This is a genomic window from Janthinobacterium sp. 1L-D-8-B-C4 (assembly GCF_057291295.1).
In genome coordinates this window covers 423235-449685 of the sequence record NZ_JBXAVX010000002.1, presented here as the reverse complement: position 1 = coordinate 449685, position 26451 = coordinate 423235, and the positions used below count along the sequence as shown (strand labels likewise).

The 26451-nt window shown below is 57.9% G+C and carries 17 protein-coding genes; all 17 read right to left on the bottom strand.

Annotated elements, in window-relative coordinates:
* Positions 1–351 precede the first annotated feature (351 nt).
* Positions 352–1872 carry an IS66 family transposase gene (gene tnpC, locus AC0Z42_RS05215; RefSeq protein ID WP_485467177.1) on the bottom strand — a complete coding sequence of 507 codons (1521 nt, stop codon included), beginning with the start codon at positions 1870–1872 and terminating at the stop codon, positions 352–354.
* Positions 1873–1926: 54 nt separating this feature from the next.
* Entirely contained in the window at positions 1927–2268 is a 342-nt protein-coding gene (gene tnpB, locus AC0Z42_RS05210; RefSeq protein ID WP_485467176.1) for an IS66 family insertion sequence element accessory protein TnpB, read from the bottom strand.
* Positions 2268–2561 (bottom strand): IS66 family insertion sequence element accessory protein TnpA, encoded by a 294-nt coding sequence (gene tnpA / locus AC0Z42_RS05205; protein ID WP_485467175.1) that lies wholly within the window; start codon positions 2559–2561, stop codon positions 2268–2270. The genes tnpB and tnpA overlap by 1 nt, the downstream gene beginning before the upstream one ends.
* Positions 2562–2636: 75 nt before the next feature.
* Entirely contained in the window at positions 2637–2858 is a 222-nt protein-coding gene (locus tag AC0Z42_RS05200; RefSeq protein ID WP_485467174.1) for a hypothetical protein, read from the bottom strand.
* Positions 2859–2993: 135 nt separating this feature from the next.
* Positions 2994–3872 carry a tubulin-specific chaperone D gene (locus tag AC0Z42_RS05195; protein WP_485467173.1) on the bottom strand — a complete coding sequence of 293 codons (879 nt, stop codon included), beginning with the start codon at positions 3870–3872 and terminating at the stop codon, positions 2994–2996.
* A 2-nt stretch (positions 3873–3874) separates the two neighbouring features.
* Entirely contained in the window at positions 3875–6898 is a 3024-nt protein-coding gene (locus AC0Z42_RS05190) for an AAA family ATPase (RefSeq protein ID WP_485467172.1), read from the bottom strand.
* 392 nt (positions 6899–7290) lie between these two features.
* Positions 7291–8367 (bottom strand): phospholipase D-like domain-containing protein, encoded by a 1077-nt coding sequence (locus tag AC0Z42_RS05185; RefSeq protein ID WP_485467171.1) that lies wholly within the window; start codon positions 8365–8367, stop codon positions 7291–7293.
* A 436-nt stretch (positions 8368–8803) separates the two neighbouring features.
* A complete protein-coding gene (locus tag AC0Z42_RS05180; protein ID WP_485467170.1) occupies positions 8804–9364 on the bottom strand; it encodes a hypothetical protein in 561 nt (186 codons plus the stop codon).
* Positions 9361–11391, bottom strand: coding sequence for an ATP-binding protein (locus AC0Z42_RS05175; protein ID WP_485467169.1), 2031 nt, complete (start codon positions 11389–11391; stop codon positions 9361–9363). The genes AC0Z42_RS05180 and AC0Z42_RS05175 overlap by 4 nt, the downstream gene beginning before the upstream one ends.
* Before the next feature lie 303 nt (positions 11392–11694).
* On the bottom strand, positions 11695–12327 hold the full coding sequence (locus tag AC0Z42_RS05170; RefSeq protein WP_485467168.1) for a hypothetical protein: 633 nt from the start codon (positions 12325–12327) through the stop codon (positions 11695–11697).
* Positions 12328–12401: 74 nt separating this feature from the next.
* Positions 12402–14453, bottom strand: coding sequence for a protease Lon-related BREX system protein BrxL (gene brxL, locus AC0Z42_RS05165; RefSeq protein ID WP_485467167.1), 2052 nt, complete (start codon positions 14451–14453; stop codon positions 12402–12404).
* A gap of 9 nt (positions 14454–14462) precedes the next feature.
* Positions 14463–17081: a BREX-1 system phosphatase PglZ type A gene (gene pglZ, locus AC0Z42_RS05160; protein WP_485467166.1), complete on the bottom strand. Its 2619-nt coding sequence runs from the start codon at positions 17079–17081 to the stop codon at positions 14463–14465.
* Entirely contained in the window at positions 17074–20613 is a 3540-nt protein-coding gene (gene pglX / locus AC0Z42_RS05155) for a BREX-1 system adenine-specific DNA-methyltransferase PglX (protein ID WP_485467165.1), read from the bottom strand. The genes pglZ and pglX overlap by 8 nt, the downstream gene beginning before the upstream one ends.
* A gap of 29 nt (positions 20614–20642) precedes the next feature.
* Complete coding sequence (gene brxC, locus AC0Z42_RS05150; RefSeq protein ID WP_485467164.1) at positions 20643–24299, bottom strand: BREX system P-loop protein BrxC; 3657 nt, start codon at positions 24297–24299, stop codon at positions 20643–20645.
* 18 nt (positions 24300–24317) lie between these two features.
* Positions 24318–24896: a DUF1788 domain-containing protein gene (locus AC0Z42_RS05145; protein ID WP_485467163.1), complete on the bottom strand. Its 579-nt coding sequence runs from the start codon at positions 24894–24896 to the stop codon at positions 24318–24320.
* Positions 24893–25483, bottom strand: a complete 591-nt coding sequence (locus AC0Z42_RS05140; RefSeq protein WP_485467162.1) for a DUF1819 family protein — start codon at positions 25481–25483, stop codon at positions 24893–24895. The genes AC0Z42_RS05145 and AC0Z42_RS05140 overlap by 4 nt, the downstream gene beginning before the upstream one ends.
* Positions 25470–26384: a BrxR family transcriptional regulator gene (locus AC0Z42_RS05135; protein WP_485467161.1), complete on the bottom strand. Its 915-nt coding sequence runs from the start codon at positions 26382–26384 to the stop codon at positions 25470–25472. Before AC0Z42_RS05135 ends, AC0Z42_RS05140 begins: the two co-directional genes overlap by 14 nt.
* Positions 26385–26451 lie beyond the last annotated feature (67 nt).

The following is a 26451-nucleotide window of genomic DNA, read 5'->3' as shown; positions in this document are numbered from 1 at the left end:
ATTTGTGCCCCAGATTCAATCATGACGATGGGCGGTGTTTAAGGTAAGACGGTGGTGGACAGACGCTTACTCTTGAGCCGTTCATCTCGAAAATTGCAGGCAGCATTCTCTCTGTCCATCCACCCCTGCTCGTCTTCCAACGATAGCGAATGACGATGCGCGGACTCCCTCGGCGCCCTTTGCTTCTTCATTTGATCGTCATCGGAATCATCATGAAGAAAAGTTAACAGAACAAAGAAAAGTTAACAAGAGAAATTGTGGGTAATTGCAAGGCTGGCTTGACGCTTACCATCGTGGAGACCTGTAACGAGTCGTATGTAAGCGGCCAGCCGCCCCACCTGTACAGCGGGTTCAGCGTTGGGTAAAGTCGGGGAATGGCAACAGCGAGTCAATCTGGCTGTTAGGGCACGTCGGGAGACGTTCCAGGACGGTGGCCAGCCAGCGCGCCGGGTCAAGGCCGTTGAGCTTGGCGGTCGCAAACAGGCTCTGGATGGCGGCGGCGCGGCGGCCGGCCCGTTCCGAGCCGGTGAACAGCCAGTTCTTCTTGCCGATGGCGATAGGACGAATGGCGTTCTCGACCGGGTTGTTGTCGATCGGCAGTGTGCCCGAATTGACATAGCGTTCCAGCGCCGGCCAGCGCTTGAGCGCGTGGTCGACGGCCTTGGCCGTGCCGCTGCCGACGGCGACGGTCCGTTGGGTCGCCAGCAGCCAGGCGTGCAGTTCGCCCAGCACCGGCATCGCCAATTGCTGACGCAACGCCAGGCGTTGCGGCGGATCGAGTCCGGCGCCTTGCTGCTCGATCGCGTATAGCGCCGCGATGCGGCGCAGCGCCTCTTCGGCGACGGGGCTGCCGCTGGCGGCGTGCACGTCGAAGAATTTGCGCCGGATATGGGCCAGGCAAGCCAGTTCGGTGGGGCCGTCCGTAAACAGGGCCTTGTAGCCGACATAGTCATCCACCATCAGGTGGCCCTGCCAGCCCTGCAGGAAGGCACGCGCATGGGCGCCGGCGCGGCTGGTCTGGTAGTCGAACACGACGATGGGCGGGCCGTCGTCATGCGCGCCGGAGCGGTAGGCCCACAGGTAGGCGTGGCGGGTCTTGCCGCTGCCGGGGTCAAGCTGGCGCACCGGGGTTTCGTCGGCGTGCAGGCAATCATGTTGCCGCAGCAGTTCGGCCAGCCGGTCGGCCAGCGGTTGCAGCGCCACGCCGATGCGGCCGATCCACTCGGCCAGCGTCGAGCGGGCCAGCGGCACGCCCTGGCGGGCGGCGATCTGCTCGATCCGGAACAAAGGCAGGTGGTCCAGATATTTGCAGGCCGCGATCCACGCCAGCAGGCCGACGGCGGCCATGCCGCCATCAATGACGGCCGGCGGGATAGTCGCGGCCGTCACTGTCTGGCAAGGACGGCACGCGTATTGCGGACGGATATGGCGGTGCACGAAGAAGCGCGCCGGCTCCACGTCCAGCTGCTCGCTGACGTCCTCGCCGATCTTGACCAGGGCGGCACCGCACTGGCCGCACTGGCACAATTCGGGTTCATGGCGGTGCTCGATGCGCGGCAGTTCAGGCGGCAGCGGCTGGCGGCCGGCTCGCTTGCGACGCGGCTTGGCCGGTGCCTGACCTTCAAGCTCCTCTTCGATCGCGGCCAGGTCCATGTCGACCGTTTCCTCGAACAGCAGGCGTTGCTCGCCGACGAGCGCCTCGCTGGCCTTGCCGAAGCGTATGCGCCGGTAGTAGGCCAGCTCGTGCGTCAGCGCCGTGATCTTGAAGTCCTTCTCGGCCAGCTTGGCCTGCTGCTGCGCGAACAGCGCCTGCACCTGCGCCAGCAGAGCCGGATCGATGTTGGTGCGGGCAAGTTCGTTGAGCAGGTCCATGCACGGTAGTTTACCGGGCGGGCGTGACGTTTACAAGTAAAACAGTTGACGTCGTCACAGGCGCCACTGGGCCGGTGCGGGCGCCGACAGACGCTGCCAGTCCACCCCGGCCACCAGCCATTGCCACTGCTCGGCGCTGATTTGCCAGATCGCTTCGTCGGCCTGCGGCCAGGTGAACTGGCCATGATGCAGCCGGCGCACGCACATCCACACGCCGGTGCCGTCCCAGCACACCAGCTTGAGGCGGCTGCGACGGCGGTTGGCGAACACGTAGGCCGTGCCGTCGCACGGCGGGCGCCCCAGCGCCTGCTGCACATGCAATGACAAGCCGTCGATGCCGGTGCGCATGTCCACCGCCGCTGTCGCCAGCCAGATTGCATCGGCCGATAGTTCCATCACAGCGCGCGCATCAGTTCGGCCAGCCAGCTGGCCGGCACCTCGCTCGGCAAGCTCAACGTCCAGCCACGCTCGTTGCACAGGCTGATCGTAGCCACCAAAGGTGCCGCCGGCGCCACCCGCACCGGCAACAAGCTGGGCACGGACGACACCTTGGCCAACCGCCGTACCCAGTAGCCAACTTGGCGAATCGGAAAGCCATGCTCGATGGCGTATGCCCTCTGCGACAGTCCGCTGGCCCGCCATTGCGCCACCCGTTCCTCCCACACCTTCTGCCGGTCCTCGTTTGACATCTTTAACTCCCGTAGTGATAGAGAGGATAGTTTGGCGAGGCCGATCAGGAATTCATAGATGGGATGGTTGGACGCTTACAGTCGTATCGCTTCCAGCACAGCAGCATGGCGGCCAAGGGCCGGATCAAGGCGCGGGAACAGAAGAACAAAGCGGACAAGGCCGATCTGAACGCCGTTGGAGAGGATGAAATTGCGTAAAAACGGATAATAAACTAAATCGTTTATATCGTTAAATAGAGCGTGAAAGCGGAAGGGGAATTCGTTCTGGGCTTCGCCCTCCACGAATTCGCCTTCCATATTTGGTACACTTATCCACAGCTGCCACTCAAGAATGCAGCACCCCGCCCTGAGCCAAATTTGGATCGGCGCGGTGGGTCAATTTTAGGTCGGCGCCAACACTTACGTTCAATTTTAGGTCGGCGCCAACAGTCATCACATATTTCTTAGCAGCAGTGAGCTGCGACGTACTGTCGCGCGCGGATAGTAGGACGGGTGAAGATCTCCAGCGCCGACTGGATTCACTACGCCAAACCAAAGAGAAATGTCTTCAAAAAGAGAGCGAATAATTGGGAAATCAGTTAAAGTTTTTGGCACGCGTGTCCAGTCTAACGCGATTAACGCATGCTTTCCGTACTCAGTCTCGTCATAACCACCGCCCCCACTTGAAGTCAAGTGTTCCAGGTAGTGCTTTGGATGAAACTCGTGCCGCCACCAAGGGATGCCGAGCATAGCCTTCTTTGCATTTTCGATGACACAGGCATGCAACCATCCACCATCGTTCGTTTCAAATTCCTCTACATCTGAAGGGTGAACGAGTTTAGCGACTGTTCCAACTGGAACTCCTGCGAGAGCTAATGCAGACAGATCGCCAAATAGATATGACTCCACCATGGGCTTTAGGACATGGTAGGAACATCGCGTCTGTACCTTCGCTTTGTACTCGTTATACAGCGTGATATCACCTTTGTACGTGTCCAATTCGAGTCGAACAGCCTCCCGAAAATGCGCTGCGACGACGTCCTCTTTGCCAATATTGCCGAGCTCGACGTCATCTACAACGATGACCAAATCCGACGGGGTCCCATATTTTCCAATACAGGCCTCTGCAATCAAAGCCCTTGCAAGCGCTCGCATAGGCTTTGATGGCTCCTTATCAGCATCGAGCATGTGGCTAGTTGCCCCGCTCATCTTGTGGGGGACTTCCCAAACTACTTCAACGCCTTCTCGGCGGTCGGGAAAACACTTTTGCAATGATTTGTGCAGCGCCAACTTCTCCATGTCGCCGGTGACGATCAGTTTAATTCTCGCCACGGTCAACGCTCATCTTCGTTGCTGCCAATTTCACCTTGCTCGTATAGGTCTCCGAGCCGAAACTCTTGGAGCCACTCTCGATCATACAACTGATCGATGCGGGACGGAAGCGTGCCATTGGAAGAAGAAGACTTCATTACGAAAACCTTTTCCGGAGTGCTGGTCAACTCGTCAAGCAATACAGTGGAATGGGTCGCCAGTATGACAGTAATGTTATGCTCCCGGGCCCATCTAGTTGTTTTTTGCAGGAAGACTCGGACAGCATACGGATGTAGACTATTCTCCGGCTCATCGATAGCCAAGACGCTTTCATCTTCGGCACTCGCGACGTCGGCGAACAGAATAAGTAACTGAAGCAATCCGTTAGCTTCGCCCCCTAGCGGCTTGGGAACTTCGGATTCAGGGGCATAAATTTGCGCCGCCAAGGTATTGCCCGCTTCTGAAAAATCCATCTCCACGACAGTGCCGGGGAATGCTGCATTTAGGCCGCGCAGGACAAAGTCAAATCGATATCGATTTTGCTTTTCCTGTGACCACTTTCGAAGCACAGCGAGTACATTTCCACCCCGGGCCTGAAGTGAGCCTCGATCTGCTGTGCTGGACCCGTTTTCTCGAACTGACCAGATATCAGGATCGTGATAAACGGCAGAACGCTTGAGAAAGGTAGCAACTGCGCGAAGGCTTGGATCCAAAGCGCCCCTATCAATGAGTGTGCGGATTCCCATATGGGAACTTGATGTTATGCGTTCTGCCCCGTGAAGAAAATTACCAAGGCTATCGCGTGAAAAAATCTCCCGCCCCCGATCGGTCAATCGTTCATTGGTAAAATATTCGGACGTACCAGCTCCTGGTACAAGTTGAATACGCCACGCTGCGTTACCAATATCGACCCCGATCTCGATCGGATCATCGGGATTTGAGCCCCAAGACCTCAGATTATTTGTGCCTCCAAGGACAGTGACAAGCGCCTCTGGCAGACCTCTTTCGTAAGCCATTCGCATAAGCTTCAGAATTAGCAGTAGAGAGCTCTTTCCAGTTCCGTTTGCTCCGATCAATATGCTAACTGGCTCAGGCGTCCAAGTCACTGCGGTGAGGGCACGTAAATTTCGAACATGCAATGAAAAACTAGGGGGCCGAGCGGGCACAAAGATTTCTCGCAATAAGGGGATTTCACTCGACGCATCCGTGCTCTCATGTGCCTTGAGGCCCAATTGTTTATTAGACCATTCCGTCAAATGGCCGACAACTTTGGCTTTAAATCCATCACCCGCGCCCCATTCCGCGCAACAACTCTCCCACAAGGTATCTTGCTGCTTAAGAAGACTCTCAACCTCTGCACCGATGCGTGAAGAATAATCTCGACTCACTTTAATTTGCGCGTCGAGGTATTGCCGCTGTCGTAAGCGAACATGGTCTAAGACAACTGCGAAAAATGGGTCCTGCTCAAGTTCATTAAGCTTAGTCGATACTGACGAAATAAGTTGATCCATCCACATCGTCACCGCACGTGAAGCTTCGGCCTCAACAGCAGCGTATAGGTTGAGACCGAGGTAAGCGCCCCTTCTACGACACGTAGCGTATACGACGGACGCATACCGAGACTTCTCAATTGCGCCGTAAGCGCCCGAAAGTGGGTCCGCAAGTGGGGTCTCGCTGAGCGGATGCAGAGCCATAATGGCGAGCAGTTGCTGATCCACTGCATCCCGACGCGCGGGCCTCAGCACATTCGAAAAGTTGCTTATAAAACCATTTGCATTTTCGATATCGCGATTAAGCTGGTCTTCAACAATTCGCCGGACTCTTCGAATACTGTCGTCAATAGAAAGCAGGAGATTCGAACGGTCATCCTTGAGTGCGTCGAATGCGATGATCTGATCTTTATTGATCATCCGCAAACCACCACTAGCTAACGATGTGAAACACTCGTTGATCTTAAGGTCTTGACCATATTCCCGATCTCCGCCAGAACCATTGACCTGATCCGCATCACCTTGGTCCAATATAAGCAACACGGTTCTGGAAATCGCTAACCGCAGCTCAGCATCGTTAGTCATCGACCGCATCAGCGCACGCATTGGATCACCAGGCGCATCTTTAAATGTTGCACACAAAACGATGATCGCCCGGGGATCGCGCAAGAAATTTTGTAGATCGCGACGAGACTCCACAATGCCATCCAAGCCCCTTGTATCGATCAGTGTCAGATCTGATCCGAATTGACTGCCTGGTAGCGGATTGGGTACCACGACTGACATTCGCTTGGGTAGCATGGCCAACGGCTCAAGCCCGTTATTGATTGACTCAAAACGCTCTTTCAACTCTTTTAACGCATCACCCTCTGTTTTGTCCCACCACCATTCACATTTATTACGCACAGAAAGCTTCGCGCGTTCAAGTAGATGCAAATAAAACGCTTCGGGAGACCCAAATTTTGAAGCTGCAATTTCCATCGGACGTATAAAGATGCGCCGACGCACGTTTTCTTCGACACGATACTCTTGCGTCTCCTTGTAATCCGTCATACCGCGAATCACACGCTGAACCTCCTGTGCCGTGGGATTCGAATCGTCTTCGTCACTCCCGCGCGAATTTGGTTGTTGGCGGCCCCACTCCCCCTCCGCATAAATTCGGATCTCATCCGACATCTCGTCAATAGAAAGAGGCTCAATGATGAGTCCTACTTTGCGGGTGTGGTCGGACGCTTGAATGCGAACCTCGCAAACTGTGGTTCGCCCTGAACCGATCGCAAGAACTGAATTATTCTTCAAACTAGATCGGTCGGTCGGGGATGAGCCAATAATAAGATTACCCGCGACGGCGATTAGAGATGACTTCCCGACTCCGACACTACCCATGAACACAACAGGATGTGAAGGGTCCGCCAAGAACGCCCGCTTTCTGTCGATTGCATCAATCCACTCAACAGCAGAATCGCCTGAATGTGGGTGCGCCAGGCTGACCGTGTCCATCACGCTTCGAAGTTGATCGAGCGTCTCTTGTGCGTCTAGGATAATGCTGTGGGTCATAGGTAAGTCCAATTTGTGACGGCAAGGGAAGAAATAACCGTGCTCTTCTCGTATTCTCGCATGTTGCAAGTCACTCCTGACAGTTATCCGGCCCGATTTTTCAAAGCTAAATAGAAATGTCCCCTTTTCCTCAAGTAGAAATGTCCCCTACGTGAGCGAAGCAATGGATTCGCGCAATTAGGACATTGCTTGTGATGTTTTTTACAATTAATCCAAGGTACTCTGGCTGATCTCGCTGATATGAGACATATCTGGGCCGGCGATTACGAGGCCGTGGCGTTGACGGTGTCCGTAGAACACCCCTATGAAATACAATTCACTTTTCAGCATTACCCGCCTGTCTACCCCCCACAATTACTCGCTTGAGAGGTCGCTAAGTAAGGGGTAGCAGCTCAAAGCTGTTGGACGCTCGGGATGGCTTCGATGGCGTCCCGCGAAATGGATTCCCGGCCCTCCATTTCAGTCTCGATAAGCTTCACGATATCCAGCCATTCAGAGCAGTGGTCTTCGAGCTTGTCGACAGCTGATTTGAGAAGCTCGTCGCGGAGGAATGGGACGCGCCAAGATTTGAGCACCCTGTCCGCGTAGGCGAGATCCAAGGCGCACAGATTCACTGGCATGGCGAAGGGTTGGCCAATGCGTTCGCAAAAGATCCACGCCGCTTGCCCAGCGAGAAGAATTTCCACGGCGTCCAATCCCTTCTCCAAAGTCAGAACCCCTACCCATTGTTGCTGAGACGCGGCGGTGAAGTGCTCCGCGTCAAAACTGATCGCCTCATTTTTCAACTGGTGAAAAGCCGATGTTAGCGTCAAAATTGCTTGCGCGGCCCTATAGCTCGCAATGCTCCTCGATTGGGCCGCGCCAGAGATGACAACCGGCGCCGTCTTGCTGGCCCAAGGACTAGGAGAGGGGGCTAGCTCTACCCGCTTGCCCTTAAATGAGTTCCCCAAATCCTTGAAAAGTTTTGCAAGCTCACCCACCGCATCGGGTCCATCTTCCTCGCTGATTAGGACATCGACCTCTTGATTGAAATAGATCGAGTTATCAACTTGGTGCAGAGCGGGATAGCTCAGGTTGCTGGATCCGATGATAGCACCCGAAATGGTTTTCTCATTTTTGCGGCGCTTTAGAGCAACCTTCGCATGCCATTGCCAGCCCGTGTAAAACGTGACGATGGGAGGTTTGAGGTTTAGCGAGCGCGCTTTATGCTGCACCATCAACGCGAATTCTTTGGCTCTCTCAGTCACATACTCGTGGGTATTAACATTATCTTTGTCAGGCCAATGGCCGCTTGCCAGAACCAAGTGGTTGACCGATTGAAGAATGTCTTCCCAAGGCAACATCTTCAATTTTGAGATGTATCCACTCGAAATCAGGAGCTGTTCGCCGTCCATGGCGAGTAGATCCTTGAATAGATTGACCACGCTGTTTTTGGTTGCAAGAGTGCGCACACTAATTTTCAATGCCATTCCTTTCAAATGCCAAGTTTCATGCGATGCCTTGGGTGGAGTCTCGCATGTCGCCTCCAATATTGAAGGCCGGTGGTAAATTCAATTTCTCGACTTGGGTGCTTTGCGAACCGACGATGTTCTAACTGGTCCTCATGGACGCTTCAAGCACCTCCCGGACGTCTAGGGGCAATTCCAGGCTGATGGCCACGTCCACCGCTTTGAATAAGCGGATCAAGCGCGCGGCGCCATTTGTCATTGGGAGCCTAATCGAAATCGCCGCCATGAATTGGTTGTGGAGATCCGAGTGCGTCAGCCTGCGGAGGTCGGGGCGCTTCATGATCGCGACCTCCCGGCAATGCTCGAGCAACGCAGGAATGGCTGCCGTCGAACGGTTGACGGAAACCTCCAGGGATTGCCCAAGCCGTTGCGCCAAATGCTTGACCACCAACCTCACCTAGTCGATTCCAGGCTCCTCGACCACCCACTCCATTCGCGAGAAAAGTCCGGCGCGTAAGGAGCCAGCGTCCGCGGCGGCCAAGAATTCCAACAGGCCCTGGTCATCCAAACGCGATTGCAGGTCCTTCGCCAATAGCAGTGCGTCGTTGTCGTTCCCCTCAGCCGCCGAGCGCCAGACATCCAAGCCTTTGCGCGAACCAAACAAAGAGGACTTCTCGGAACGAATCCCACCTCGCGTCAAGAAGCGGAATGCCAGGCGTGGTGCTCCAGGGTTGTCTTGGCGCATGCGCCAGTAGTTGGATATCGAGGATCGGACATCTTTGGAACCCAGGGAGATGTCGTCAGGCGAGTTTTTAACTTGGTTGGCGACCGAGCCGTCCGGGCCTCGCTTGTCAAAATCCTCGGCGCACTCGATGAACAACGCTTCGTCGGCGGCCAGGCAGAGCCAAGCCTCGACCGTGCGCCAAATTTGATAGTCGAAGCCCTCGATCGGATAGACGGCCTGACGCTTTGCGACCCCGACAAGCGCATGGTCAGGCGGAGAGGCCGTCCCGCTCAAGCCTCTGCTCCCGCCGTGGCTTCTTCCACCGTGGGCACCGCCGCGTTTTCGGCCAATGGCTCGCTGGCTTTTTCGCGCAGGTCGAAGCCTGCCTGCGATGGCGTGTCCATGACACGCGCCATGAGTTCGGCGCCAGACGCCCCCTCATAGCGGGCTGGAATTCTATCGCGCAGCTTGAAGAGCCTCTGGCTCGCGCTGCGGGTCAGCTGGCCATAGGTCGTGGCCACGACCTTGCCACGCACGACATTCTCTTCCGAAATGCTTTTCTCCTTGGTGGTCTTCGAGGAGATCTGATGGCCAACTACAAAGGCGCGGATCATTGGCGTTCCGTCCATGACTTCGCTTTGCAGAAAGTCCTGCACGTATCCATCCGCTTGGGTCATTTCTGCTCGTCCAATGGACGACTTTCCCTTCTTGAGCTCGATGATGAGAACGTTTTGGATGCGCGTCAGGCTCGTGTCGAAGTTGTCGTAGCCCTCGGTCCCGACGATGGACAAGGTCGAGTCTGCGAGCACGACAATGTCTGGCCTCTGTTCGGGTTTCAAAAACGCCCCATCCTCGACTCTCTGCTTGAAAATCTTGCGCGCGACGGTCTTCAACGTGACATTGGACGTGTATTCGAGGCTGTCGAATTCAGGACCAAACAGCCAGCGCGCTTGAGTCACCAACGGATGCAGCGTGTGAAGCTCATCGGTCGCTGGGTCCCCGCTCAGCTTGTCGATCGCTTCGATGACGCTAAGGCGGCTGTCGATTTCGTCAAGCACAGTGAGCGCGTCGCGCACGGTCCAATCACCCAGCAGGCGGTTGAGCCCATCCACGTCCGAGTCGCCAAGCCGCGCGAGCTTTTCGAGCAACGCGATGCCGCTACGCGACTTCTCCAAATTGATGACGGCCTCCACCGCGATGGCCAATGTCTCGGCGGTGATGACCGGGCTGCGCGTGACAAGCTCCTGCGTGAAATGCGCAACCTCAAGCTTCGCCAACGTCGAAAGATCCTTGAAGGACTCGCGGTTGCGCAGCAGCGCGTCATGGCTGCTGTCGTCGATGAAGTCCTCCGAGAGCTTGGCGAACACTTTGGCCGCGTAGTTGGCCACCGCCTCATTCATCGAGCGGACCACCTCCGTCGGCTTGAACCGAGTCCAGTCGGCCTCGATCTCATCCATCCATTCGGGGCCGCACCGGACAATGATTGTGTAGCGCTTGGCGAAGCGGCTCCGGCCGTCGAGGACCGCCGCGCTGCCCACATTCCAGCTCGGAGTGCCCACCAAGCGACTGTTGGCCCAAAACGCGACCCCTTGATATATGGTCGACTTCAGGCCGCGCGTCGTGTCCACAACGAACGCCTCCACGGGCATGCCTTCGGCGACCTCCAGCGTCGCCTTCTCCACCAGCCCGGTGTGCTCGGACAGAGGGATGGACACTCCGTTGACCCTCACCACGAATTGCGGGTCATGCAGGAAGCGGGCCGAAAGAAGGTCGCGAATGCTGTCAGCGTTGGGCAAGTGGCGCCCAACCTTCACTATCAGCTTGGTGCCGTGGCCACCGCGCTTGAGGGGCGTCAGGCTGTCCATCTTGAAGGGGGTGGCTTGGCTGTGAGTGCTGACCACGAAAGTCGCGCCCTTGCCCTCGCGCCAGGTCTGCACCTCGTAGATGTCGGCGAAGCAAAGCATGCCGTGGCGGCCTACGCCATTGCGACCATACGCGCGCCGAATCCACCCTGTGCGCTCCGGCGGAAAATCCACGAAGGATCCTTGATGTTTGACGCGGTCGTAGGACAGCTTCATCCATCTTTCTTTGAATTGCGGGGCGCTCATCCCGTGGCCGTCGTCCTCGACCACCAAGTCGCCATTGAGAGCGTCGGGAATGATGATGTCCACCAGCGCGGCGCCCGCATCCCATGCGTTGGCGACGAGCTCGGTGAGCGCGACTTCGGAATCTTGCGCGATCTGCCCCAGCGTTCGAATCAGATAGTCATCCTCAAAAAGGGATCCAAAGTTCTGGTCAGTCTTCTTTGCGCGCGTCGACATGGTCATTCCTCTATTGTGAGAGCCATCTTATTCCCGAAAGCTCGAATGCCGCTTCGACCAATTTTCGATTGGTCTAATTGATTGCGGCGCGAAACCCTAATCAGTTCAAGCAGCCTTCACTTTTCCACATCCTCGGCAGCGGCGCCCGCTTTAGCTTTGTTGATGAGTCGCACGCACGCGTGAATGGTGGCTAGATAATGATAGAACATCCAGCTGTGCCATATCGCTTGGTCGTAATCGGTCTTCTGGCCGGGCTTGTGGTGTCGTATGCTGAGGTTGTTGGCCAGGTTGAACAGTTCACGCTCATCGTCCCTGCTGAGCACTTTTTTGGCATCTTCCCGGATGTACTCGAGCACGTCCCCCAAGTCTCGGACAGCGTCGCGCCGATCCTCGCCGGTCGAGGTCCGTCGGCGAAATTTCAAGACGGCAGCGTCGACTCTGGCGATGACATTCTTTGTGATCCGTCGATGGCAGCGAAGCGCCAAGCAGCGGCTCTATGCCGTTCTCGGCCAGCGCCATAATCTCGCCCTCTGGCGAAAGCTCGAAGCCGCTTCCATATTCGGGAAGAATCTCGTTCATCGCTTTCCTGAATGTCGCTTGGCCTGCGGTTTGGTCGAACTGGCTATAGTGCCAGCCGCAATCGTTGAACTGGTGGTGATGCCCTTCAGTGCCGGCGGACGCATGGTCGAACAGGAACTCTATGACGTCGAACACTTCGTCCTGATCGAACGGGTGGATGTTGGTCTCGAAGGGCCAAATCCCCGGTTGCCTCAGTTTGCCATACACATACAAGGGAATATCCGAACCGGCCTTGCCATCGATAACGCCGCGATCGACGCAAATATCCCCGAACCACTCTTGGAAGAGGCCCTCGGCGACCATGTTCTTGTAAGCGCTCACGAAGAACCGCTTGAACTCGTCCAGATCGAGGCCCACGCGAGGCGGAGCGGATCCGGTCCTCTCGGAGTAGTAGCGCCGGCGAGGCGGCTTCGAATCGGCTGGCCCCGCCATCACTCGACCCCAAGGGCTTTGAACACCGCGTCGACCGGATCCGAATAGAAGCTGGTCTGGAACTTGGCGAACAGCTCGCCTGGCACCGTCGGCAGGTCGGTCACGCTCGACATCGGCAGCAGGATGCGCTTGGCGCCGGCGTCGAAGGCCACCTGCAGGCTCTCCGCGAGGTTACGCGCCTGCGTGATGGTGCCGCCAAGCGTCATGTCCCCCATCACCGCTAGCTGGCTCAGGGCCGGCTTGCCCATGGCGGCCGAGCACAGCACGATCAAGCTGGCCAGCGTCAAGGCCTCCGGCGCGCCGGCGTTTTGCAGTTCCACCAAATGGAGGTGGAAATCGCGCTCGGTCGGGCGCACCGAAGCGCTGACACGGCCGGCGTTGGCCTTGAAGTAGTCAAAGGCGACGCGGGCGTGCTCGCGCGAGACTACGCCGGACGTCGACAGCTTGCCGGTGCCGGCCATGGCTTGGATCTCCATCCGGTAGATGCTGGGCATCCCGCCCTCGCCCATGGCGACGGTGTGGAGCACGCCGGGATTCGGGCGCCCCTCCGGGATGAGTCCGCCGCCGCCTTGCTCGGGCACCGACACGAAGCGCTCTTGCAAGTCTTCGAGGTCGATGTAGGAGAAGTGGACGTCATAGAACTCCATGCCGCCGATCTTTTTGAGCTGCTCCTTGACGCGCCGGCGCGCCTCCAGAGCGTATTCAAGGCACTTGCGGACGTGGTCCTTCTCGAAGGCGCCATCCGGGTGCAGCAGCTTCAACAGGCCCGAGACCGTGCGGCGCACAGCAATGGTGTCGCGCTGGTTGAGGTTGTTTCCCAGCTTGAAGAATTTGTCGATCGCGTCGGCGAAGCTGCGCTTGCGCATCTCGCGGGCCCACTCGGCCAAGTAGTCGACGATGAGGCCGTATTGGTTCGTGAAGAACTCGGGCCGCATCTTAGGGATCTCCCAGCCAGGCACGTAGGCGTGGAACCGGTCGAAGAAGGCCGCGTCGATCATCGCGTCGGGGAACGGCGCTAACAGGTGGCTGGTCTTGACCAGCGACTCGACGCTCTGGTTGATGTTCCCGACGAAGACCATGGATGCGCTCGCGTTGATCGACTCTCGGCCGCGGCTGAACGATCCGGAGGCCATGAAGTCCTTCATGATCTGGATGCCATCGTGGTCCTTGAAGTTGATACCGGCGACCTCGTCGAAGGCCACCACGTCCCACAGGCCCACCAGGCCCACCTTGCGGGCGCTCATGTTGTAGAACAGGTTGGCCACCGTCGTCTGCCCGCCCGACACGAGGATCGAGTTGGGGCTGATCTCCTTGTAGATGTGGCTCTTGCCGGTGCCGCGCGGCCCCAGCTCGCAGTAGTTGTAGTTGTTCTCGATCAGCGGCACCATGCGCGCCAGCAAGTGCCACTTGGCGCGCTCCATGAAGGCGGTGGGCTCCATGCCGGTCGAGCGCAGCAGGACGTCGATCCACTGGTCGACGGTGAAGGCCTTGCGCGCGTCGAACAGCTCCTGCATGTCCAAGCTCGGCATCTGGATCGGCTTCAAGTCGGAGATGATGAAGCGCGACGTGCCAAGCGTCTCCTCGGAGCGGTATTGCATGGTGACGATGCACCAGATGCCGCCCACGAGAAGCTTCTCGAACTGGCGCACGAAGGAGTCGGGCACCTCGGCGTTCTTGATGCCCAGGTTGGACATCAGGGCCTCGTAGACGTCCCGGCTCTCGTTGAGCTTGACCGTGACCTTGTCGATCACCTTGAACGAGCCGCGCTCGCGGATCTTGCTCTTGACCTTCTCGGCTTCGTCCGGGCGCACGTAGTTCTCGGCCAGGATGGTCTTGACGGTGACCAAGCCGGCGTCGATGGTCTGCGGATCGTCCGACGCGCAATACATGCCCAGGAGGTATTCGAGCACGTAGACGGGCACGTTGGCGCCTTCCTTGATCAGCTTGGTCAAATCCTTGCGCACGACCTTGCCCGCGAAGCGCTCGTTGAGCAGCCTGTCCAAGCTGACGTCGATCGCGGCGCCGGCCGGCGCCTGGTGTTGTTCTGCCATGTCCGGCCCCTAGAAATCGTTGTTGAACGACAAGTCGATGCGCAGCGGCACGCGTAGCGCCTCCGCCCTCGTCTTGGCGTCGCGCCCCACCAGATAATAATCCTTCGCGCGGTCATAGGACCCCGCCTCGATAGTCAACATGACCGAGCGCTTGCGCTCCTCGATCATCGGCGACGAGCTGTCGAAGGTGAGCGCCTGCTCGTCGCTGACGGGCTTGTCGCCATCGCGGATGCTAAAGAGCAGCTTGGCCGGCAGCACGCGCTCGGAGACCGCCTCGTTCTGGATGAACTCGTAGCGCTGCTTGTTCGTGACCACCTTGTTGGACGATCCGAGCAGGCTGACCTCGACGACCTTGGTCTTGGCCTTGTCGGAGTCGCTGTCCTTGACCGTGATCACTGGAACCACCACCTCTTGCGGCATCGCGCTGCCGTGGACGAAGCGGGCCCCGCCGACGAAGTGGAAGCGCGCGGCGCCTTTGGGCACCCAGAAGTCGACGCTGCCCTCGCCAGGATCGGTGCCGGCGGTGACCTCCGTCGAGCCGCACCACGCCTTGCTGGTCGTCCCCATGCCGCGGCCCAAGACGTAGCGCTTCTTCGACTTGAGCACGCCTGGCGGGTCCTCGGGCAAGACGGAGCGGTCGGCCTCCTCCATGGCGGACTCTTGGTAGAGGAAGCCATGGTCGGCGGTGACCAGCACGGTCGACGTGTTGAGGTTGTTGATGATGAAGCTGACCAATTCGGAGAGCTCCTTGATCGCGCGGGCCGTGGCGTCGAAAGTCTGAGTCTCGGATCCGCGCTTGTCGCCGATCATGTCGATCAGGTCATGGTAGACGTAGATCAGCTTGTGCGGCTTGACGAATTCGCGGCCCTTCTCCTTGCCCTTCTCCATCAGCGCGTCCTTGCCGATCGCGACGCCGCCATGGGCCGAGAGGATCGCCGAGCGCTGCTCCAAGGTGTTCGCGGCTTGGCCATCGACCGAGACGTCCAGCGACGCGTTCGTCCTGTAGGCCAGGCGCTCATGGGGCAGCAGGCTTGCCATCCCCAAGGCGGTGTAGCTGGGCAGCACGCCAAGCATCGCGTCGAGTTTGGCTTTCACCCGATTTTTGACGTTGAGCTCGGCCGCCAGCTCGGCTGCCGCCTCAAAGCGGAACGCGTCGGAGATGACCACGAAGACGCGCTTGGCGCCGCCCTCGAAAGCCGGCGCCACATGGCGGGCGTAGAAGTCCTGTTGGTTGACCAGGCCATCCACCTTCCAGGTCGACAGCAGGCCCGATGGCCCCTCCATCACGGAACCCCACGACGAGGAGAGCTGGCCCATGAACCATCCGGAGTATGCATCCTCCATGGCCGAGCGCAGCTCGTGCAGCAGCGCCCACCCCATGGTGTCGACATATTCCGACGCCTTCATGAACTTGCGGTAGAGCTGGTCGAACTGATGCAGCTCGGCGCGGTAGGCGTCGATCGCCGATGACGAGCTGGCGAAGCTGAACCCTTGGCCATGCTTGCCCTGGAGCTCGAAGAAGCTTGCCGCGGCCTCGATGGCGTCATAGCTGCCGGCGAGGGCCCGGGTCGCGTCGTTCGCGCTGGCCAGAATCGGGTTGGCCCAGTGTCCGTCGCGACGGCGGCCGATCAGCTGGCGGGCGGAGTCCATGTTGGCGCCGCGGCCAGCGAGCACCCGCCCCTTCAAGTCGGCGATCACGCGCTTCTCGACGGCTTCGAACGTCATGGTCTCGGCCAGCTGCTCGGCGCCCATGGGGCCGAGAAGGTCGGAGATTCGGAGCTCCTCGGCCACCTGGCTCGACAGCGCGTCGTAGCTGGCGTAATTCGCCATGTCGGTGCGCCAGCGGCTGGCGAAGACAGAGGCCTGTGAGGCGCGCGGCCGGTTTTCGATTACGAAATGAGCCAGGGGAGCCGGAGTGGCCCCGATGGCGTTGCAAAAGTCCGTGGACAGGATGGCATAGAGGAGTCCGCGCAGGCTAGGGCCATCCGAGCTCTCGTCCTTGTAGCCGAACTCGCGCGCGGCCATCTGCCAGAAGGCGTCGGACAGTTCGTTGGCGGCGATCTCCTGCATTGGCTTGGGCAACGCGCCAAGATCGCCATCGGCCGCCGCAGCGCCGAACACCTTCAAGAAGATCGCCGCAGGGTCTGGCGTCTCGGCGCGCGCGAGGGCGGCGATCATCTTGCGATCGAGGTCGTCGGCCACGTCGTTCGGCTCCACCCAACGCTTGATGCGCTCGAACCGCTCTTTGGCTTTGAGGAACTTTGAGCGCGATTTGAGGTGGTCGCGGAGCGCATGCGTCGTCAAGCCAAGCTCGTCGCGCTGCATGGAGGCAGTGTCCGCGCTGAACGGCTTAGCGCGAAGGCGGGCGTCGAGCAGCCAATCGTCCGCCGGGTCGGGCTCGGCGAATGGCGCGTAGACGAGCCAACGCCCGCCTTTCTCGCGCTCAATGAGGATCTTTGCTTGCAGCGCGGGCACCTCATCCATGCGAAGGATCTGGATCCCCTGAATCGCCAACTCGCCGATCTGCGAGGCGAACTCCGCGCCGGAGTCGTTCCAAAAAACAAGATCGTTTCCATCATCGAACAACCGCTGCAGCGCGCCGATGAAATTCGACGATGTATCACTCATCTGCCGCTCCCGCAATCGCTTTCACATCTGACAACAGATCGCCGAATTTTCCATAGTTTGACTTAACGCCGTCGTTCAGATCGAGCGCAATGCGCATGTCGGCAAATTGCCTCAACTTCTCGTCGTATGTGAGCAGCTCAACATTCTTCTTTCTCAATACTTCAATCTGCTTCTGGATCTTTGTTCTCATGGCAGACGAGCTGGCTGAATCGAAGTCCGCTTCAAGCATTACTATGCGGCTAAGAAATTTTGCACCCAAGGGAACAATATATTCCGAGCGCATTCGCGACAAAGTTCCTTCATTGTAACGATGAATGTAAACCAGAGCTTGGAACGCGCCCTGCTTGCCACTCGAAAAATGCCAATAGATTGGGCGGCGCTTGAACACCTGGAGATGGTCCTTGTAGAATTTGTCGGACAAGTAGCGGCGGATGGTGTCATCAGGAGTCTCATTGGCCTTCTGGCCCAAGCCTGCGGCGAGCCAAGACAAATTTTCTTCCAAGGTCCCGGGTCCCCACACTGCTCCTATGAATTCACGCAGCCGCTTACCCGCATCGTCATCAAACCATAACATGTCAGTCAATGGAATAATGCCATCGGCGTCCGCCGGGAACGTCTCATAGTCGCCCTCGAATATGGGCTTTGAGCCATCGCGAGCAAACACTATGCCCGGCCTGTCTAAGGAGTATCGCCCCATCATGCAACCGACGGCGTATGAAAGCAATCGCTGGCAATCCTTGTCGCGCTCGGGCAGTGTCAATGTGATCTGCTCGTTGTCGACCGTGGGATCCAGCTCTTCACCCAGACCGAAAGAATCGATGAACAGTTTGTTATTTCTAGATTCAAGCTCCACCATTCGAGATATATTCGCTTCGGCCTGCTCGCGCCAAAGCGACCAAGCATCCTTCAACAGCGGGAATTTTTCCTTTGCGAGCACGAGTGGATTCCCTTGGAAATCATTGGAGGTTTCATAAGCATCCCAATCCGATTTCGCTATTTGAATAGCCTCTGCAGCCAACTCCTCCACATCCGCTTTGTGCTCGATCCTAAAAGGCAACTTGGCAACAGGCCCCTCGTGGTAATCGAGCGTAGGTGAGCTCGCCCGCAAGAACGCGTTGACGAGCTTTGTGTTGAAAAATGCGAGGAGGTAGTGGCCATCCGATTTAGAGTGCGGGAAACACATCGACCCTTTTGATTCAAAAATAGTCCCAGGAGGGCACCACCGCATGGAGAACGTTCCGACCGTCAACGTCGACCACGACATCCCCTCCTTGAAGTAATAGTCGAGATTTTGCGGGCGCGACAACAAATCGCCATCAGCATCAGTGAACGAGCGAATTCGAACGCCATCGTCTTCCCAATCCACTACATATTCATTGTTGCCATACCATTTCCTAAAAGCGCCGCCCTTGACGCAAGGGAACCAACGCTTTCCAGACTCCTGAGCCTGGAGCCGTGATTCCAGCAGTCGACCAGTTGCATCCGATGACACTTCATGCCACCGGCGCAGGAAGAGGTCGTTTTTCCCTGTGATCAGCCCCTGCTTAGTGACCGCATAATCGCTGACCGATTCTGAATCATGCACGGCCATGCGCAATTTTTCACTTGTCCAATATGCTATCGGCGATGATGGAATTTTGGCAAAATCGTGGCAGTCCACTTGGTATCGCAGAGGAGAGTCCCCACCCTTGATAATTTCAAGTAACTCTGCTGCTTGCGCGTCGGAGCCATAAATGGATGTTAGATCAAAATAATTTCCTCGCGAATCCAAGCCCGAGTTGTCGCAAACAAACGCGCAAATCGGAACGTTGGCTGATTCGAAGAAGGTGTGGTATTCAGGTTGAACCAAAGTAGTGATCGATAGTTTATTGGTCAGCAAGTCGCGGATTTCTTCGTAGCTACTCAAAAACATCCAGACAAAGGGCGTCATCAAGCCAATGCTGCCCAATTCTTCGCACAAGTCTGAGCACCTCACGATGAACATTGAGAATAGATCAGGACGCCCCTGAGGATAATTCGCGGCTGCATATCGCTTCAACTCACCCGTCATAGATTTCCGGCCCATGTAGGGAGGATTGGCCACGACTGCATCGTATTTTTTGTCCAAAAGCTCGGCCTGGAGCGCCAATGGGGCAATCGCGCGCCCGGCGGCTTGGCCATATAAGTCGCCGCTTGACCGCGCCAAGTCAAGCGAGGCGCGCATCGACGGCAGCAATGCTGAAAGCTCAAGTGGAACTTTCAGCAATGATCCATATGTCTTCGCCTCGCCGAACAACGACAGCAACAATCTCACACCTTGAGCATCAACTCCAAATGGAGCGAGTTGCGCAACCAGCTCATCCGCGTTCAGATTTTTGCTTTCAATCAGCGCTATGATGTTCAAGGCCGGAGCCTCCTGCAAGATGCGCCGATCGTCAGCGCGCGCTTTCATCAATAAAGCGAAGCCAGTCAATTGGGCAGCTCGATCGTCAATGTCTATGCCATATAAGTTTTTTTCCAGAATCAAGCGAGGGATGTCGCGCAATCGATATCCACGCTCAAGATAAATGGACTTGAGAATCTCGTAGGCCTCCACCAGAATGTGCCCAGAACCGCATGCGGGATCAATCACGCGGATCGTCTCCGGATCCAAACTGCCGCCATCCTTCGATTTTCGAAGATCAACCAAGCGATCCCGCTCCAATATCGACGACTCCTGTTGGTCCGGCAATTCCGTATAGTATTCCCAGCTGGATCTCAACGACGTCGCGGGGTTAGTCAAAGACCAAAGTCTTCCAACGGAGTTCTGCACAAGATATTTCACGATCCAATTCGGCGTGAACAATTGTGTAGCGGCGGGGATGTCTTCGCTTTGAACAACCTTGCCTATGACTTGGTTTTTTCTTTCGCTGATATAGTATTGATAAAGCCAGCCGATGGATTCGATATTTTCCCAATCCTCTTCGGGCACCGACTCGACAAGTTTGAAAACGATCGAATCAGTGCGCAATAAATTCTCCGGCAAGAGCAATTCTGTTTCGTCGTCGATATGCTCGAAGAGGAAAGGCATCGATTTGGAAAGCTCATTGCATTGGGCCACAATCAACAACTTATATAGTTCGTTGTCTTGATTTCCAGACAATTGCATGCCGCGAGCCACCTCTGGACTTAAACCAGCGAATGTCACCTCACTCGCGTGTCCAAGAATTTCGGGCAAGCCGCCATCGCGACTCGATAGCAAACGCCATCCATGGTCAAGGTAGTCGTGCAACTCCATATACCTAAGCGCCGCAAACCGGTTGAACCATGTATACGCTATCTCATCCATGGCCTGCTTGAAGCCATGCTTTGAGATGCGATCAATAAGGATGTCGCGTTGATACGCCACCTTTGAAGGCCATTCCCTGCCTTCAATGATGGCGATTTCTCCTCGAACAGTCGCCTCCGACGCTCCATTTTCGTTGATACCGAGCAGGTTTGCTCGCGCGGTCACAGCGGCGATGAAGTCAACCCGTGCTTTGGGTGCGTAGGATTTGAGATTGCTTTTGTTCATGGGGGTTCTAGGCTCTTTACAATGCTTTGTTATTGAACGCGGACGCGATGTCCGGATGCGATAGCGGACAAGAGTTCCGCGCGCAACTTCTCGATGTAGTCATCCACATCAGAAACGCTTTCAAGATAGGTCTTGCTTCCAACATCGGCTGAGCGCACAACTCTAATTGGTTTCGCCGCTGCGGGCAAAGGCGCGGGCACTACGTCCGTAGCCGCGTCACTCGTCGACGCTCCTCGGATAGGACTACTCGAAGTCGGAACTGGTGAGGTGGCAGCCAACGCCGGCTTGGGTTTCGCTTGAGCCTTGAGCCTGCTCGCTGCGGCGATCCTTTCCATCGCATCGTCGAGCAACTCGCCACCACGCCCCTGCAGAAAAAGAATCTTTGGAATGCTAGTAAGTCCCGACAGCTGCGTTTTGACGTCTTGAAGCGGCTTTAGGGTGACGTTCCGTAGATCTGACGATGCGGCATCGTCGTCGAGCGCGCGCCCTGCCTCGTCGATTTTGGCTTGGACCGACAACAACGCCTTCTCGCGCTTCTCTCCGGCCAAGCGCTCGTTGACCTTTTCGATCGACGCGACCAGCGCCTCGATCCTGTTGATCTGACCATAGGGCGACGGATTGGTCCTGATCTCGTCGAGATCGGCAAGTGCAGGCGCGGCAGTCGCGTCCCTGATCAACGCCTCCCTGTTATCGGAGAAGCCGGAAATCGCCTCCAGCATGCGGGACCAAACCCCAGCCTGCGTCGCGTAGAAGCTCAGGACATCATGCATGTCATCGGCAAGGTCGAGCCAGTCTGAACGCGCCTCGATCAACGCTGCCAAGAACTCGAATGAGTCGACAATGCCCAATTGCCTATTGAGGGCGGCCAAGGATGCCACGATCGCCTCAGTCCCAGGAAAGCCCTTCTGCTCAGCCTTGGCCTTCGCGATCTCCAACTCCTTGCGGCGCCTGCCCAGTTCGGTCTTGAACGACGTGACGATCGTGTCCTCATCGTCGGCGGGCGCGGTCGAAAACATGTCGCGATGCAAATCGCGGGCTTTCGCCCGTGAACCGGCGTCGGCGGTCTTCCGCTTGAGCAAGGCCACCTGCTTGAACCGCGCCATTTTTGTCAAATGCTCCTGCGCTGCCTCTTGGTCGAGATCGGTCCCCTCCATGACCAGCTTGATCTCGCCGGCCATGAACAAGCGCGCCACCAAGATCACAGTCTCCCACTCAGGCAACCAACCCCATGGCGCGCCGGCGAAGCGGGCGACGACATCGGAGAGCAGCACGCGGCTCGAACTCGCCGCGACTGACAAATACTGCCGCATTTCCGCCATGGCCAACGCATTGCCCTCGTCGCCTCCAAGAGACATGTTCTGTTGGCCCCGCGTGTCGGCCGACAAAATCGCCTTGATCTCCGCGATAGGATCAGGTTGGCGCACCTTTATATAGCCAAGCTTGGAATAAGTGTTGGCGATAAGGTAGGCCATCAAGTCGTCAAGCAGAGCCATCGGCGTGGAAGCCTTCACCGCGACCTTTTGGCCCAACGCATAAAAATCTCCTGCGACCATCAACGCTTCGATTTGATCGCGTATGCGCTGGCGCCGCTCACGATTCTCTTCTTTGCGATCCGATAGGATGCGCTTGATCGAGGTGGTGGCATTGTCGTTTTTCGGACTCGCGATGTAGTTCTCGATTTGGCGATACGTTTTGAGCTCGATGTCGACGCGCGATCCACCCTCCATCCTGAGGATGGCGCGGCCGGCACCCTCGGCGCTTCGTCCGATGCACTTGGCCTCATTCATCAATTCGTAATCGCCGCCGATGGGCGAGAGCACCTCGAAGACTAACGACTGGTTGGCCTGCTTGAAAGGGACGCCATCAAGCAGTCGGTTGAATTCGTAATCGCTCTTGGTCTCTTTATGCCGGATCTTCGACTGCCCCGAAAGGATTTCGTCATAGATGATCTCCGCCACCAAGCGCGCGATCTCAGAGGAGGAAACATCCACGCTCTTGATCTCTTGGGAGACATCGCGCTCCTCATTCGTCAAGAAGAACCAAAGGTCCCCGTTGCGGCTCACCAAATTCTGGCGCTCCAAACGGTTGAGGCTCTCCTGGATCTGACGCTTGAGCGCGAGCTTGTCCGCATCGATGCGATCCAGACACAGCGTAGCCAGGTTGTCGACCGTGCCTTTGACGGCATCGGCGTAGCGGATCAAGAACAGGCCGCGCAGCAGCTTCAAGTCCCATTTCTCCAACGCAGGATTCTCCCCTGCTTGGTCGATGGCGCGTTTGACGCTCGAATCCAAGAAGCTCTCGATGGAGGGGTAGAAATCATACAAAGGCACCAACGCGTCAGTGTCTTTGTCGCCGTTGCCCACGGCCGCAGTCTGAAACGCGTCTAGCATGGAGCGCTCGCCCTTGGCCAAGTGGCGGCCAGTCGCCCCCACCTTGCGGATCGATTCGAAGACCTTTTGCAGCAACTGGAACTGGTAGGGAGCAAATGGGTAGTGCTCTGTGAAATCCTCAGCGTCGCGGAAACGGCGGAAGGCGATCGCGTGGTCAGCGAACGACAGTTGGTTGTTGATGATGTCGCCCTTTTCCTTCCACACCTTCACCAGTTCGGCGCGCGCCTCAGGCGTCTTTTCAAGCAGGCGATGAGCGATGACCTCGTCGGTGTTGGAGCTTGACAGCGACAGGCGCGTATGGAAGCGCCCAGTGATCTTCGAGAAGTCGTTGGTGCGCGACTGGTTCGCCTCGCCCAGCGTGGCATCGATGTCCTCTTGACTGGTGACGATCACCCATGCGCGGCCCTTGCACAGCGTGCCCAGCTCTTCGGTGATGGTCTGCAAGTTGAGCATCAGCTGCGGGTTCTTGCCGATGAACTGACCCACCTCGTCGACCAGGAAGACGACGCGGTGGCCGGAGCCCTTGGCGTCGAGGTATTCGCGCACAAGCGTCGCGAAGCCCTCGATGTTGATCTTGAAGTCGTCGCGCGCGTTGTCGAACCAGCGGCCAGCCGAGTCGAGCGACATGCCCAGAGCCGCGCTGAGGCCCGCGATCACGTCGTCGCGCAGGAAGTCGACGGCATCGCGCTCGGCTTCCCACGCCTTGCCATTGGAGGCCTTGAAGGCCTCCTTGAATTTCTCGTAGACGCCTTTGCAGATCAGGTGGCTCTCCATCTCCGCCACGTGCGGCGCGTCGCCGGAGAGGCCGCGCATTTCGTTGAAAACGCGCAGGAACACTTGGAGGATCGCGTCGCGGTCGCTCTTTGAATCGGCCTTGGAGTCGATGTTGAAGAGGATGACGTCGGTCTTGCCCACCACAGCTCGGCGCACGTCGCCCAACAGCATCGCGTCGTCGATCTTGGACTCGAAGAACTCCACCGCGTGGCGGGTCTGGCCGGCATTGGTCGCCTCCATGTTCGACAGCAGGTAGGAGAGGATCTTGATGAAGTGCGACTTGCCCGAGCCGAAGAAGCCCGACACCCACACGCCCATGCGCGCCACGACGGCCGGGTCGTTCGGGTTGTCGACGGCGGCCAGGTAGGCGTCGAAGAAGCGGCGCAGGTATTCGGTGACCTGCTTGGTCGCCACGTATTCGTCCAGCTCCTGCCACACGCTCTCGTCGTCGCGCTGGTCGGCCTTGATGACGCCATTGATCGGGCGCCCAATCGGCTTGGCGAAGAGTTCTTTGATTTTCATGTTGTCCCTGGCGAAGTTTTAGGAGACCAAGCGGAAGGCTCGGTAATAATTGTCATCGGACAGCGCATTGAACAGGCGGAGCGACATGCCGTCATAGCGTCCTGGGTAAAGCAGCAGCAAGGGCGTGTCGCCCATGTGGGGGTGCAAGGCCGACAGCAGCGTGTGCGTGCGCACCATTGGATACGACGCGCCGACGCCCTTGATGATCAACAGGCCCAGAGCGGCGGCGCCGTGGCGCTCGACGATGCGCGCTGCCAGGCGATCCTCTTTGAGCACCGAGCGCAGCGACGCGAGCAGCGCGTCGTCGCCCTTTTTCAGCTGCATCTCGAAGGCCTTGTCCAGCAAGCCGCGCTCCTCGAGCAGCCCGATGACCTCCTCGAAGAGGTCGATGACCGCGAAGCGCAGGTCGGGCTTTTGCTTGCGCAGCCCCGGCTCCACGACAGAGGCGAGCCACGAGCGCATCTGCATCTCGCATTCGGGAGGATAGTCGAACACCCAGAAGCCGATCTCGCCGCCGGCGCCCTTGTTGTCGAGCACGTCGGTGGACGCGAGCCTTGGGAGGACGTGATTGAGGCGCTCCTCGAATTGCGTGGTCATGCTTGGGCCTCCATGAGGGCGAGCGTCTTCGCGTCGCCAAGTCGTTGCAGGTAGCGGGATATCCGCGGGTGGATCATCGGCGGCGTCAGCCCCATCTTGCGCGTCGAGTCGAGATATTTGGCCTCGGCCAAGATCCGGACGACCACCTGGAACATCTTCTCGCTCGTCGAAGCCGCCCAGCCGGCGACGGCCTCGTCGCGGTGCGCGCACTCTTCCAGAAAAGCGTCCCACTGGCGGTGGCTCAGCGAGCGCTCGAGCTTGCGCAGGTCCGCGATGTAGACGTCGCGCATGAAGTCGGCCAGCAGCTGGCTGTGCCGGATCGCCGACGCGAGCAAGGCTTGGCCGCGCAGCTCGCTGTCGCCCTCGACGACCATGGCCAAGCCCTCCGCGTCGAGCGTGTCGAGGCGGTTGCGGATCAGGCGCGCTTGGCGCCGCGCGGTGGACGGCTTCTTCTGCAGCAGGTTCTCGTCTTTCAACGCCGCGTCCCATTGCTCATCGGTCGGGTTCGTCAGCAGCAGCTCGGCGATGCGGCGGCTCTCGGTCGGCATCAGTGACCCGGCGGAGATCTCGGCGTTATACAAGCTCATGCGCGCCTCCCTGCGCCGATTCGAGGCCGGGGGCCAGCGCCGCGCTCTCGACGCCATAGAGCGTCGCGCCGTTGCGCAACCAAAGGTGGTGCGACTTGGGATCCAGCGCGTGCTCAGGGGTGCAGTCTACGGACCAGCGGCGCATCGCGTAGCCCACTAGCGGCGCGCGCATGTGCAGCGCAAGCACGCCGCCCTGCATGCCGTAGTCGGCCTCGACCGCGCGCTTGTGCTCCACGCCTGGGTGCGCGACGAGCTCCAACCGCACGACGCGAGCCCACTGGATATCTGATTCCAAGCATTGTTCATGAGGAATTGACTCCGGCAGCGCCTTGACTTTGACGATGCGCGTGAGAACGAAGTCTGCGAAGCCCCCGCGCTCTTGGTCGAAGGCGCGCAAATGCCAGCGCAGTCCGGTATCAGCCAAGGCTAAAGGTGCAAGCGTCTTGGTAGACGCCCCCGAGGACAGTGACAAGTAAGACACCCGGATCAACTGACGCGCCGTGATCGCGCGCGTAATGCTAGCTAACATCTCTAAATCAGGCGAAACCAGTTCACCAGCGCTCTCGCACGGTACCGATCGGCGCAGCCGCAAATCAAGACTATCACCAATACCCGAACGAAACCAAGAGAGAACACGATCGGCTGATTGCTCAAAAAGTAATTTAAACTGCGACGACGGACGGTAGCAACGCGACGCAGCGGTGTAAATAAGATTGCCGGGAGCAAGGCACCGGTATGCAATCAAGTCGCGCGCCGATGCAGCAGGCTTGACGCCAAATCTGCGCTCGATATCCACTCGGGTAAGGTCAGCACAAAAAAAGGCCTTAAGCTCAATATAGGCGAGACGCTCCCTTTGCGCTTGGGATAGCCGATTCAACTGAGAGGTAATTTTTTTCTGCATGCATCTGGGCCAAGTAACTATTGCTTACTCACATTTTACTATGGCATTTCCCATAGTGTGGTTAATC

Coding starts and splice junctions, on each gene's coding strand:
- tnpC (WP_485467177.1), bottom strand. CDS start 1,872: ATGGACCTGCTCAACGAACTTGCCCGCACCAACATCGATCCGGCTCTG.
- tnpB (WP_485467176.1), bottom strand. CDS start 2,268: ATGGAACTATCGGCCGATGCAATCTGGCTGGCGACAGCGGCGGTGGAC.
- tnpA (WP_485467175.1), bottom strand. CDS start 2,561: ATGTCAAACGAGGACCGGCAGAAGGTGTGGGAGGAACGGGTGGCGCAA.
- AC0Z42_RS05200 (WP_485467174.1), bottom strand. CDS start 2,858: ATGGAAGGCGAATTCGTGGAGGGCGAAGCCCAGAACGAATTCCCCTTC.
- AC0Z42_RS05190 (WP_485467172.1), bottom strand. CDS start 6,898: ATGACCCACAGCATTATCCTAGACGCACAAGAGACGCTCGATCAACTT.
- AC0Z42_RS05185 (WP_485467171.1), bottom strand. CDS start 8,367: ATGGCATTGAAAATTAGTGTGCGCACTCTTGCAACCAAAAACAGCGTG.
- AC0Z42_RS05175 (WP_485467169.1), bottom strand. CDS start 11,391: ATGTCGACGCGCGCAAAGAAGACTGACCAGAACTTTGGATCCCTTTTT.
- brxL (WP_485467167.1), bottom strand. CDS start 14,453: ATGGCAGAACAACACCAGGCGCCGGCCGGCGCCGCGATCGACGTCAGC.
- pglZ (WP_485467166.1), bottom strand. CDS start 17,081: ATGAGTGATACATCGTCGAATTTCATCGGCGCGCTGCAGCGGTTGTTC.
- pglX (WP_485467165.1), bottom strand. CDS start 20,613: ATGAACAAAAGCAATCTCAAATCCTACGCACCCAAAGCACGGGTTGAC.
- brxC (WP_485467164.1), bottom strand. CDS start 24,299: ATGAAAATCAAAGAACTCTTCGCCAAGCCGATTGGGCGCCCGATCAAT.
- AC0Z42_RS05145 (WP_485467163.1), bottom strand. CDS start 24,896: ATGACCACGCAATTCGAGGAGCGCCTCAATCACGTCCTCCCAAGGCTC.
- AC0Z42_RS05140 (WP_485467162.1), bottom strand. CDS start 25,483: ATGAGCTTGTATAACGCCGAGATCTCCGCCGGGTCACTGATGCCGACC.
- AC0Z42_RS05135 (WP_485467161.1), bottom strand. CDS start 26,384: ATGCAGAAAAAAATTACCTCTCAGTTGAATCGGCTATCCCAAGCGCAA.